This is a genomic window from Candidatus Phycorickettsia trachydisci, from assembly GCF_003015145.1.
In the GTDB taxonomy this organism is placed as follows: Bacteria; Pseudomonadota; Alphaproteobacteria; order Rickettsiales; family Rickettsiaceae; genus Phycorickettsia; species Phycorickettsia trachydisci.
This window is the reverse complement of the sequence record NZ_CP027845.1, coordinates 698,655-711,667: the sequence shown is the minus strand read 5'-3', so window position 1 is coordinate 711,667 and position 13,013 is coordinate 698,655. Positions and strand designations below refer to the sequence as shown.

8 protein-coding genes are annotated in these 13,013 nt (G+C 32.9%); 2 read left to right on the top strand and 6 right to left on the bottom strand.

Annotated elements, in window-relative coordinates; genetic code table 11:
• Position 1 precedes the first annotated feature (1 nt).
• Both phytr_RS03065 and phytr_RS03060 read right to left on the bottom strand, forming a co-directional pair.
• Positions 2–2,392, bottom strand: a complete 2,391-nt coding sequence (locus phytr_RS03065; protein WP_106874422.1) for a YhdP family protein — start codon at positions 2,390–2,392, stop codon at positions 2–4.
• 39 nt (positions 2,393–2,431) lie between these two features.
• On the bottom strand, positions 2,432–3,382 hold the full coding sequence (locus phytr_RS03060; RefSeq protein ID WP_106874421.1) for a serine/threonine dehydratase: 951 nt from the start codon (positions 3,380–3,382) through the stop codon (positions 2,432–2,434).
• Between the two features lie 238 nt (positions 3,383–3,620).
• Here phytr_RS03060 and phytr_RS03055 point away from each other — a divergent pair, with 238 nt between their 5' ends.
• The gene (locus phytr_RS03055) at positions 3,621–4,997 is read left to right on the top strand and encodes a sodium:solute symporter family protein (protein ID WP_106874420.1); all 1,377 of its coding nucleotides are present in this window, start codon (positions 3,621–3,623) and stop codon (positions 4,995–4,997) included.
• Between the two features lie 69 nt (positions 4,998–5,066).
• Positions 5,067–6,254, top strand: coding sequence for an acyl-CoA desaturase (locus tag phytr_RS03050; protein WP_106874419.1), 1,188 nt, complete (start codon positions 5,067–5,069; stop codon positions 6,252–6,254).
• Between the two features lie 35 nt (positions 6,255–6,289).
• Here the strand turns inward: phytr_RS03050 and phytr_RS03045 are convergent, their stop codons facing one another.
• The 4 genes from phytr_RS03045 to phytr_RS03030 form a co-directional block, all read right to left on the bottom strand.
• The gene (locus phytr_RS03045; RefSeq protein WP_106874418.1) at positions 6,290–7,777 is read right to left on the bottom strand and encodes an ankyrin repeat domain-containing protein; all 1,488 of its coding nucleotides are present in this window, start codon (positions 7,775–7,777) and stop codon (positions 6,290–6,292) included.
• 208 nt (positions 7,778–7,985) lie between these two features.
• The gene (locus phytr_RS06455) at positions 7,986–9,479 is read right to left on the bottom strand and encodes a hypothetical protein (RefSeq protein WP_199843758.1); all 1,494 of its coding nucleotides are present in this window, start codon (positions 9,477–9,479) and stop codon (positions 7,986–7,988) included.
• Positions 9,480–9,738: 259 nt separating this feature from the next.
• Complete coding sequence (locus tag phytr_RS03035; protein WP_106874417.1) at positions 9,739–11,406, bottom strand: hypothetical protein; 1,668 nt, start codon at positions 11,404–11,406, stop codon at positions 9,739–9,741.
• Between the two features lie 176 nt (positions 11,407–11,582).
• Positions 11,583–12,782, bottom strand: coding sequence for a hypothetical protein (locus phytr_RS03030; protein ID WP_106874416.1), 1,200 nt, complete (start codon positions 12,780–12,782; stop codon positions 11,583–11,585).
• Between the last annotated feature and the right edge of the window lie 231 nt (positions 12,783–13,013).

Here is a 13,013-nt window from a genome sequence, read left to right as displayed (position 1 = left end):
ATTAATAGGTTTCTTCGATACTAAATGGAGCGATTATGATACCCTTAACCTTTTTGCGGTTAAGTAGAGTATTAATTATTGGTACTACTTTGATCAAACTGTTAAGTCCATAAAGAGAAGGGACTACTGCTCCTTTGAGGATTATTTTTCGTTTGTTCATATCAATCGCACCCTTTGCCATAAAATCAAAAGAAGATCCTGCAACATTACAGTCTAAAACATTTATTACGTTATTTAATACATTGAACGTTGCATCTAGTTTCTGAAACTTAATATCAGCGGTGATTAAGTTAACAAGCCCTGGAATCGAAGTAAGGGAGACTATTTTTGTTAATATTGGTGTTTTTAAGGCATAAAAGTTTTTGATTGTCACGTTTCCTTTCATTAAAGGTGCATTGTTATTTGAATCTTTAGGTGGTTTTTTCATCGATATGTTAAGCGACATATTGCCTTTGTTTACGTTTTTATACAGCCCTAAAGCTTTTAATAAAGCGCCTGCATTTGAAGTAGATACTACCCATTCTTGTTCCTCACCTGTAGATGAGACAAGTTTTGCTTCAACATTTTGTTCGCCTACTGAAGCTACTATATTGCTTTGAGTGCAACGATCTTTGTTGCATTGCATCATGATGGCGCAATTATTAAGCGTGAGGTCGTTTTTAAGTATAAGGTTATTTATTTTTACATCTAGGCTTAATGCGGACCTACTCACTGCGGTTGCTCCCATCAAGTCTTGTTCAGACATATCAAAAGTGTGAACTTGACCATTAATAACAATTTTGTCTTTAAGAAATTGAGAAAAGCCTGTGAAATTTTTAATATACTTACTATTAAATACAATATTACTCAAAGTATCTTTTTCAAAATTATATTTACCTGTTAAGGCTAAAGGTCCTGAGCCTGTTAATTTTATGTCTAAAGTATCCAAGTTATCGCTGCTACTAGCATTTAATGTTAACTTTTCGCCTATTCTTGTTTCAACGCTTTTTTGATTTAGTATTATCTTTGCTTTTGTTAAATCCGAAGTAACTGTAATATTCTTCTTATCGTTTAAATCTTCGAAATGTATTTTTAATATTGCTTCACCGCTAGCCATTAACATGCCATTTTGATCATCAGTTTTCGTTAGATCAAGGTCGCAATCTATTTTTGAATGAGTGTAAGGAATATCTTGCTCATATTTTATTTTAGTATAATAACCATTTATATTCCCATAACCAGTAGAAGATAGATGTTTATCATCAAGTGACACCTTTAAATCCGCTTTGCTTAGCATTATTTTTTCTTTTGCAATTCCTAAAGAAAAATTATTGATGTTACCATCTATTTGCCACGAATTTTCCGTTCCTTCTCGTAAGGGTACGGTGACATTTATTTTGGCATCAATTGATCCGAGGCTAGTAGTAAAATCTATTCCTTGTTTTTTAAGTTGTTTCTTATTTTCGGGTAATAAGAAATTATTTATATCTTTTGCATGAGCCTTAATATCTACATCTATTATAATCTTAGAGTCTTTTTCTCCTTGCCAAGCAAAGTATATTGAACCACCTTTAGCATCTGCTCCTCCTGAATGGGCATTAGAAATCTTTGATTTAACTTCTCTTCCCTTGATTGTTACCTCAGCATTGATTTTTTCGACGGTAGGAAAATCTGGATCATATTTAAATACTCCATTAGTTAGGTTTATATGGCCTGATAAATTTTCTTCCTTCAGTTCTTGTTGATTGAGGTCTAGATTAATATTTAAAGAACCAGAAATATTTCCCTCTTGAACATAATAATCAAAAAATTCAGAGACTTTATGTGATTTTGCAAATGGTTTGATGAATTTATAAGAGTCAAGGGGTAAATTATCAAAATCTGAAGAAATTTCTATTTTTTGATTTTTAACTATGTTTCCCGAGATATTTAGGTATGTAGTATCGTACTTAAAATAGCATTGACTAATTTTTATAGTTGAGTTTTGTGAATCTATGGAGCATTTGCTCTCCTCATTTGAAGCAAAGAGACTCCATTGATGCTTAATGCTCCAAAAATTAGGACTTTTAAGCAAGAAATTCAGATCAATGCTCTTATCATCAATAAGTACTTTTTTAAAAGATATATCGATTTCTTGATCCCATGATGCATATTTGATATCAATGGCCGGAAGCATGATTTTGCCATCACCTATTTTAAAAGATGTGTCATAGAGCGATAGAATTTTCTTTTTTGTGTCAATGCTAAGGTTTTGAATCTGAAAGTTTTTATCATTAATGATTGTTCGTGCTACTAGCCTTAGTACATTACTTTTTTGTTGATCAGATATTAATATGAAAGTTAGTACACTCAATATGATGACGATAAGTATGCTGGCAAGTAATTTTATTAAGGTATCCGCTAAATATTTCATATTAAGAACAATAAGATTCTATACTAAATTATAATTGATCTACTCTGTTAAGAGTAACTGATGATCAAGGTTTCCGCCAGAAATTAATAATAAAATGTTTTGTTTTTTTAAAGGTGGGGTTTTTTCTAGCCATTTTATAGCGCAAGGCATTGTGATAGCTGAGGAAGGTTCAATTTTATTCTTAAGAAGGCGATTGAGTGATATGGTCCAATTCTTAATTTCTTCTTCTGTACTTAATATAATGCCATCAAGTTTTTTTATATATTCAAAAGTCCTTGGGGATAATTTCGGAGTAATGAGTCCATCAGCTATGCTTTGAGGTGTTTGTTGAAGTTCAAAGATTTTTTTATCTTGCAAAGATAAAAATGCATCATTAGCGCTTTGTGGCTCACATCCGAATAAAAGACTATCGGGACTTAGTAATTTTTTAGCAAGAAAGCTTCCTGAAAGCAGACCCCCTCCTCCACAAGCAGCAAATATGGCGTCGGGTTTTACATCTAATTGTTGCAATGCTTCGTAACACATAGTTCCACTACCGGCTATGCTTAAATCGCTGTCTGAAGGATGTAAGAAATAACCTTTTTCATCGCTACGAGCTATTATTTCAGCTTCTTTTCTATTTTCTGTAAATATTATCTCGGGATTGTATTTTTGAATCATCTCGATTTTCGTTGTGCTAGTAAATCGTGATAAATAAATTCTGCACTTGATACCTAATAAATTACATACGTAACCAAGGGCAATAGCATGGTTGCCTGTACTGTAGGTTACTATTTCTTTGGGTAAATGTCCTTCATTTTGTAGCGAGAGCAAATGATTAAGAACGGCTCGTACTTTGAATGCGCCTGTTTTTTGCAGGCAGTCCATCTTAAAATAGAAATTGTGACCAAATTTTTCATTTAATTCACGGCATATTGTTACGGGCGTTTGAACGAGCCTGTTTTGTATATTTTCACAAGCTTTAAGTAAATTGCTTGTATCTTGTATCATATGTGAAGAAACTTATAGGAAATTTTTGGCCGATGAGTTTGTCAAGATGCTATTTTAAGCTAATTGTTTACTCTAAATCAAGATCAAAATACTTATTGTTAGAATTTTAGGAGGTTTTATCTCAAAAAAGTTAATAAGTTAATTATTTCATAATATAAATTATTGCTTGTGTTATATAAGGTTTGTGTATAATATTTTAAAGTAAGTTCTATGAATTTTTTGATAACGAGATAGCGGAATGGTAATAGTTGACTACATTTTAATAATTGTATATCTTTTGCTAATCTTCTACTTAGGTCTGTTTACGGTTAAGCCTGCTCAGACAATTAGAGAATATGCAGTAGGTTCTAAAAATTTCTCCACCTATAGTTTAATAGGAACAATTTTTGCTACTTGGGTTGGTAGTTTTGCTCTTATCAATACTTTGCAAAGAGGATTTGATATAGGTATTTCATATTTTTTAATTGTATTAGGGGATGTTTTTAACCTAATTATTTGTGCATTTTTAGCCAAGTATTTTTGTGCAAATCTTAGTAAAGCTATTTCGATAGGAGATATAATAGAACCTAATTTTGGATTGGGGGCAAGGATCATAAGCGGTGTTGTAACGTTTTTGGTTTGTGTGTTCTACGTTACTGCTCAGTTTAAAGTTCTAAATATACTATTTGAATATTTTTTTCATATACCATATTCGCTCAGTGTGGTAGTGTCTATGTGCATTATTCTTTCGTATAGCACTTTGGGGGGAGTAAATGCGGTGATTAAAACTGACAAACTACAGTCTGTAGTCATTTTAATTTTCATAGTTTTGTTACTTAATAATGTTGCTCCTCAATCTTTAGCAAATCTTGCTCCAGAAAAGCTTATCATGAGGCTTGATCGAGAATTTTTTAATCAATATTTTTATCTATTTATAAGTTTCTTAATCCCCTTATTGCCTCCTCATGCAGTACAAAGGATGCTTCTAGCAAAAGATTCAGAGCAAGGTAGAGTTGCATTTATTGCTTCGGGCTTTTTGGCATCAATATTTTATTTAATATGCATTATTTTAGGTATTTGGGCATTTTCAATGCAAGCTGACTTGGATCAGTCTAAGATATTGGTATTTTTGCTTGAAAATAACTTAAAAGCTGGGTTTTTAGGTATAGGTTTTATAGGAGTAATAAGTATTTTGATATCAACAGTAGATTCATTCATGAATATTGCGGCTGTAAGCTTTACGAAAGATGTTTTGCAGCCAATGCTTAAAGATAACTTATCTGAAAAAGCAGAAGTGAGTTTGGTAAGAGGGTCTAATATATTTATGAGTATACTAACTTGTATTTTATCAATTGCATTTGATGAAATTCTTGAAATTATGTTTTACGCATTGAATCTGTGGGGACCTATTATGACTGTGCCTTTGTATTCGGCGATTTTCAACATAAAAGTTCCTAAAGCAACATTTTATGTTTCACTATTTTCAAGCTTACTAATATTGATAATGTGGGAAAGTGAATACGAAGGTGTTGAGGAGTTATTTGCCTTTGTTCCTGCTACATTCTGGAGCTCTGTCATATTCTTTAACGCTCTAGTCGTAACTAAACTAACAGAGGGTAGGGTAATTAGAAGATAATAGTAACTTCTATTGATGTTCATACATATAACTGGTATTCTAGATTTAGATTAACTAAAACAATATACTATGGAATCTAAGTTGAAAATAAATAAGCAGACTTTTATAGGTCTTATATTATATCCGACTATACTGATTTGTTTGTGTATTACCTACTTGAGACAGTATGGTTTTGGATGGTTTGAATTTACGTGCGTGCTTCTAGGGCACTATATCACTAACATTTCCGTTGGAGTAGGGCTGCATAGACTTTGGTCTCACGGGGCTTTTAAAACAAATAAGGTTGTTGAATTTATCTTGTGTTTACTCAGTACTGGTGCTTTACAAGGGCCTGCTATCATATGGGCTTCTGATCATTACAAGCACCATTCTTATACTGATACTGATTTAGATCCTCATAGTCCTAAAAAATTCTCTAATAGATTTTTAGGTTTTCTATGGTCTCACATAGGTTGGATGCTAGTTAAAGATTATAACAATAAACATATAGACAGAGTAACCATGAAAAAATTGGGTAATAATAAAATTTTACTCTGGCAGCTTAAGCATTATTGGTCAATACTATTTTTTATGCACTCTATTCCGCCTTTTCTTATAGGATATTTATGGAAAGGTACGTTTCTTGCAGGATATACAAGCTTTTTATTTATAGGTATAGGTAGAATTTTTCAACAGCATATGACATTCTGTGTAAATTCAGTATGTCATTTTTGGGGCACGAGAAAATATACAAGCGGCACAGCACGAGATATATGGTGGTTAGCTCCTTTACTATTGGGTGAAAATTGGCATAATTTCCATCATGCATTCCCAAGTGACTATCGTAATGGAGTAAAATGGTATCACTTTGACTTACATAAATGGATTATATATGCAATGGAAAAGGTAGGTCTTGCGTGGGACTTAGATCGCACCCCTGAATTTAGGATTAGAGCAAAAGAGGAGAATACTGCCCGCCAATTGCTGGATGAAGTTAAAGTTGAATGGCGTACTATATACAGTAGATATGAGTCATTAAAATCGAATATGCGTTCAAAACTTGCGGAACTTGAGAATTATTCTCCAGATTTAAGAAACACTATCATGCATAATTTAAATGATCTCAGTAATAAGGTGGATAATTTGATTTCTGAAGTAAAATTATTTATGGATTCCCCGGAAGTCTCTTCAAATAGAGTTCTTAAAGCTGCGTATCGGAACTTCACGCATCTACAGATGAAGTTTGATCAGATTATGCAAAGATTATCTACAGCTTAGAAGGGCATATTGCCTTTCTAAGAACGCTTGTTGTTCTAACCAATACTATGTCCTTGGTCACCATTATTGCGATTTTTTCCTTCATTGATGATTTGTTCAGCATAATTAGTTGTTTTTTGTGATTTTTTACTTAACATGTCAATTTGATAATCTGCGAAGTGCTCTTTATGATTATTAACATAATCTAAAATAGTCTGCCCTTTTTCATCTACAGCCTTCACATCTGCGCCGTAGCGTATTAGAGTATTTATTGTAATACTAGCGTTACTAAGCAGATGATTGTCCTTTGATTGAGCTATAACTGCATTAAATAGGGGAGTTAATCCATTATTATCCTTTGCTTCTATATCAGCCTTCCCTTTGAGTAAAGTCTCTATGACCTCTGATTTTTGAGGATAATGTAAGGGAGTTTTTCCATAATTATCTCGTGTGTTTGGATCAGCTTTTGCTGCGATTAAAGCACTGATAGCATTTACATCGTTATAATAATATAAAGGCGTTTTGCCTTGTTTATCAGGAATATTTGGGTTAGCTCCTTTTTCAACTAAGGTAGTAATACTACTTGCGTTATCGCGATAACAGCAAAATAAAGGTGTTTGCCCATAGTTATCTTGTATGTTTGGATCAGCGCCGTTTTCGACTAAAAATTCTATCTTCTTAGGAGAGAGACTTTGATGCAAAAGTGTTTGACCGAATTTGTCTTTTGCATTAGGGTCAGCTCCTTTTGAAATTAAAGCTGCTGCAACATTCAAATTGTTAATATTATAAAATAAAGGAGTTAATCCACTATTATCTTTTATATTTGGATTAACTTTTCCTTGAAGTAAGGCATTGGCAATATCTTCGGCAAGTACCTGATGTAAACATGTTTTTCCATTATTGTCTTGTATATTAGGATCGGCCCCTTTTGCGATTAAAGCTGCGATAACATTTGAATTATTGACATAAAACAAAGGTGTTTTTCCTTCTTTATCTTGTATATTGGGATCAGCTTTTCCTTTGAGTAAAGCATTAATAGTATCTTCATTATGATTGTAGTGTAAAGGTGTTTTTCCTTCTTTATCTTGTATATTGGGGTTAGCCCCTTTTGCAATTAAAGCTGCAATAGTCTCTGGATTTATGGTATAGAATAAAGGAGTTTTTCCTTCCTTATTTTGTATATTTGGATCAGCACCGTTTTCAATTAAAGCAAGCATGACATAATCCTCTCTAGCATATCCTAGGGGTGTTATACCATGGCGATCTTTTTCATTGATTCTATCCTTATATCCATGTTGAAGCAAAAATTTAATCTCTAGGTGTGAATGCTTAGCGGCAGCATAATGTAAAGGATTATCGAATCCCTGACCCTTAGCCTCCTTTATTAAATTTTCGAGTCTTTCTTGATCAGTGATAATTTTTGGCGCTCCTGGTTTATTTGGGCTTGATCGATTTGGCCAAAAAGTATTTCTGATTGTTTGAGGCGTGCGATTCCAAATAAAAGTTTTGATTTGTTGCCACCAGGAAATTTTGTTCTCAGCCATAAAAATACCTAAAATAGTTTATACTATCTTAAGTGAGTTTAAGGATTATATATATTAAAATAACTTTTTGTGAGGTAAAAATTTTAGCACCGTGTTTAAGATCCTCAAATCTGATAAAGATAATTTGTATTTTAGTATCGATGGTAAAATGCTATAGAGTGTTATTGAAAAGTTTATATAATGATAAGAGGCAACAACTTGCCTCTTATCAATTAGGTGTATTTTGGAAATAACTTTCAAATATTGGAGGATCTTCCCCTTTTAGCGTAAGGGTACTTTCTGATAAGTAGTCATCAACCATAATAAATCCTTCGTTATCGTCTATTGGTGCTTTTTCATCTGTTGGTACTTTGGTAAGTTCTTGTAGTATGCATCTTGTCATATTGGAGCATGGTTTTGAAATTGGTAAAGCTGAAAGTATATTTTGACATTCATTGAGTAATTCTTGATCTGAATCTTTTGTATCTGTAAAGGTTGAACAGTAATTGATCATTGCTCTAGCAGTTGCTTCGATTAAGACAGAGTCTTCTTTCATCATATGAGCAGTGTAAAAAAGCTTTAAAAGTTTATCTGCTTCTAACGTACTATCTTGTTCTAATACTATATCCTTTATAAGATCACAGCTGTATATTACATGTATCAATCTTAAAAATTTATTTTGCTCTGGTGTTAAAGTTTCGGAGTTTAATTTTACTAGGTTTGGAGAAGATAAAAATTCCAAAAGAGTTTGTATTGCAACTAAGCTTGAAGGTCCATCAATGTGTGTACAAAAATCTATGGGTCTGATGCCTAGAATATCACTAAGAGTTTTTTTCAGTATAGACGGCATATCAATACCTCTTGGATCATTAAACTTAACTCGCATACCTTCTGCTGAATTATGAATAAGCATGATAGCATATTCTCCTTCGACCATAGTTATAAATGCAGAGCTGTTGTCTAGTGTTTTAGGTATCTGATTAGAGATTTGTGTTTTTAAGCTATCTCTTAAGGATTTTGTATTTGCTTGCTTGTCTATAGACAAAATATCAAAATATTCAATGTTATATATATCTAATGTGGAGTGCAAGTATTGTAAATTATCCAGTAACTTTACAAAATTTATTGGTTTATATAGACTTGTAAAATCACCTTTTAAGATGCTTTTAATGTCTTCTATTTCTTTTGTTTTATTTTGTTTTTTATCTTCTTGGTTACATTTTTGACGTTTCTGAGTTTCTTGTTGTAAAAGTTCATTCTCTTCTCTTTTTTGATGCTCTTGGGCTTCTTCTGCCTGGCGCGCTTCTTCTGCGCAGCGTGCTTCTTCTGCGCAGCGTGCCTCTTCTGCCTGGCGTGCTTCTTCTGCCTGGCGTGCTTCTTCTGCCCGACGTGCCTCTTCTGCTTGACGCACTTCTTCTGCCTGGCGTGCTTCTTCTGCCCGACGTGCCTCTTCTGCTTGACGCACTTCTTCTGCCTGGCGTGCTTCTTCTGCCTGGCGTGCTTCTTCTGCCCGACGTGCCTCTTCTGCGCAGCGTGCCTCTTCTGCCTGGCGTGCTTCTTCTGCCCGACGTGCCTCTTCTGCTTGACGCACTTCTTCTGCCCGACGTGCCTCTTCTGCTTGGCGCGCTTCTTCCGCCCGACGCACTTCTTCTGCCCGGCGCTCTACTTGTCTTCTTAATATATCTTCACGAAATTCTCTAGTCCAAGGATTAAGTCTAGTCATATAGGTAATCAGTTGAGTTATTTGAAGCTTATATTAAGAATAACATACTCTAGTAATAAAATAAAATATATTTTCCAGATAATTATTTTCTTAATGATATAAAATTCCTAAAAACTCTTATCAAATAGAAGTTTCAGTTTATTTTTTAATGATTTTAAAAAAGAATCTAAAAGTAGTATGAAAATATAATCATACCCTTGAAGTAGAAAAGGTTAATTTACAATTATAATCTTGTTTGAAATAAAATATTTGATAAGGTTTAATGAGTTTTGCAAATAGTTTCTCCTAATAGTGTTTTAGGTTCGTGATCTTTTTCATTACTACCATGAGAATCTAAGACGTTTCCTTGCGCACTTGAGTCTAAATTAATTGTGCGCAACAAATCATCACTAATCCTAATGCTCTCTGCTCTTTGTATGAACAAAGGGGTGTAATCACTAAAGTCTAAGCTCTGTGTTACACATAAATCTAATGATTGATTTATAGATCCGTCTAACAGTGCGTCGGATATATAGGGGGCAATAGAACTATGCTGTTTTAAGAGTTTGGAATGATCGAAATCTAAGGATGTATTTTGTGTATTAGCGAAATTGATTTCTTCTGCCTTAAGTGACGCTGTTTTGGTATTTGATATTTTTTGGGAATTAGAAGTGTTTTGGATATCACGAGATTCAACGCTTATTACTTTTGAAAAAGATTTAGTTGAGCTGAACTCTGGATCAAGCGAAGATACCATATCCGTACTATCATCAAAATTGACTGTTTGGGTACGAATTAGGGTGTTATTACTTGGGCTTGGAATAGTATTATTGATTAACTTTTCAGGATTTGTAGTATTGCTTTCAATTTTAGATGGCGATACTTTATTGAGGGTAGATTTCATATTTGTATCTGAGTCAATAAATTCTTTTGAGCCACTTATTGCTGGAGCTAAAAAAATATCACTAGGAATATCGGGGTTCAAAGGAGAGATGCTATAATCCAAATTTTCTGATTCGGCATGTATGTAATCTTTTTTTTCTTCTAAATCTATGCTATTCATTGTGGAAAATTTCTGAGTATAAAGTAGATTAATGTCGTTAAATGTTTGTTCTTTTACTAACTCGGGTATTTGATCTTGAATAAAAGAGCTAGGAGTATTTGTTAAGCGTTCTAGCCCTTCTTCACAGTCGTTTAGAATTTTAGTGTAATTTTCTGAAGGATTATGATCTTTTAACGCGAGGCATATGTCTTTGATTATTTCTTCTAACCAATCAGTTTTGTGTTCTATATTGTCTATGTTATGGGTTTTATACAACATGTCTGAAAGATATGTTCTAATTTCTGGAGTATCTAATATTTCTATGAAGATATGACAAATAACATATGAAATGCGCAAAAGCTCATAATATTTTAAAGGCATTTCTACATTGTTGAGAGGATTAACGGGTTTGTATACCATTTCCAATAGATTTCTAATAGTTTTTGATCCTGAATCGTTTGGTCTGCCTCCTGGGATCATAGTTCTGCAATCTTCCCATGTTTCTATTGATCCATCTGATTGCAGGTTATTTAAAACTTCTGCTAATACTTCGGGAGCTTGGTTGCCGCTGGTGGGATCGTTATATTTTGCATACATTTTATTCTCATTGATATACGTAACAAGGCTATTCCAATTGTTATTAAAATAAATAGCAAATAAAGCAAAAGAGGAATCTTCTTGAGGCGCAGAAGATAAAATGAGGGTTTCTAAATTTTTTTGTTGATCTTCAAAGGATAATTCTTCATCAAGCTTAATAATTTCAAGATGAGAGATTTGATTATCATTAGATAGATTATTGTTATTGAGGTACTGAATCAATTTTAGGATGCTTTTGATAGTATTTTCAGTAAATGGGGAGTCGAAATTTAGTATGATTGTTTCCAGATCGTCAATTTTTTGTTGCATAAGATCATATTCTATAGATTAAAATACCTATAGAATATCGAAATTATGTTGGAGGGGGAGTTAAAACTACTTGAGAAGCAAATTTAAAAAATAATGATGTATAATTTTGATATTTTTAATCAGAATTTCAAGAACTTAAAGCATATAAGTGTCTTAATATGCCTTGAATTGATTTTTTAAGCCTCGTTGTCATGCCCAACAACTATAAGGCCTAAGGTTTCTATATCATCAACTAACTCTGGTTCACCATCCATCCATAAAACTCCTGCTTTTTCGTGTGTGTGTGGGTTTTCGTATACTTGACCTTTTATTTGTTCTGCTACTTTTTCTTCAATAAAATTACACATTTCGCCATTTAATCTTAAAGATGTTTTTCCATCCTGGTATAACTCCATCTCATAGCCTTCCCCTAGATTATATTTTTTAATAAGTATAGATTTGAGGTCTCCTTTTTTAGATTCTTCTGTTCCTCCTCCAGAATCTTCCTGATGTACAGAAATTTTGGTTGTTTCTGAAGATTGCGATGCCACCTTAAGTTGTTCTAATAAAACTTTACACATTTGATCTACGTAACTATCACTCTTATGATCTGTTATCTGAGGCATTTTTTGTTTGCACGCATTTAATAAATCATTAACAATTAACAGATTTTCATCAATTTTATTTTTGTTTAGTTCTTGTTGCTTCTCTAAGTTTTTTTGTTGACTTTCTAGGTAAGAGTAAAGGGCTTTAACATTTGCTTCTAATTTTTCCATGTCTCTTGTGGAATGCCTTTCGTAAAACATCTCAAGAAATATACTCGCTTCAACAGGATTCATATTAAGTAAGATACTCGAAGAAAAGAGCACATCAAAAATCCTAATCAATACATTATGATGATGTTCATGGAATGGGCTTGAGCTTAAGTTATCTTTGTAAGGATCCTTTATCATCTCTGATATTTGGCCTATTGTTTTTAGGCCGCAAGCATCATGACCCCCTTCAATTTTACACTGATAATTTTTTATCTCTATATCAAGGCTACTCAAAACTTTGTTTAAGGTTTCTGGCATTTGCCCTCCGCCTGAATGGTTATATTTTACATTAACTTTATCTTCAGTACTACACAACACCATAGCTGCCCAGCTTCCTCCTGTGTTTACTGCAAATATAGATTTATGACCAACTTCTGGTAATTGGTGCAGTATAGAATCTCTTAAATGTTCTTCTAAATTTACTCCTTCTTGGTCGAAAGCATTAATGATGCTTACATCATCAATTTCGTCAGGATTGATTAGGTTATAGGCATTTTGGACATTTTTTAGTACTAACATCATATTTGCCTGAGTGTATTGTTCTTTACAATCGTTGTTAAGTATATTTGTAATTTCTTCCATAATTAACTGCTTTAAATAATTACCAAGCTTTATTATAACACAATAAAATTTAAAAATAAAATAGCATAGCTTGACTCAATTTAATAACTTATGAAAACTTTTTAACCATTATCTTCCTTGAGAAATCGATAAATTTATTAGCTATTTATTTTTTTATTTTAAATTTTAGTGTTTTTATTATTGATTTCTAAAAGTTTTCCTTATCCTGAAGATGAAATATCATATTTAAAG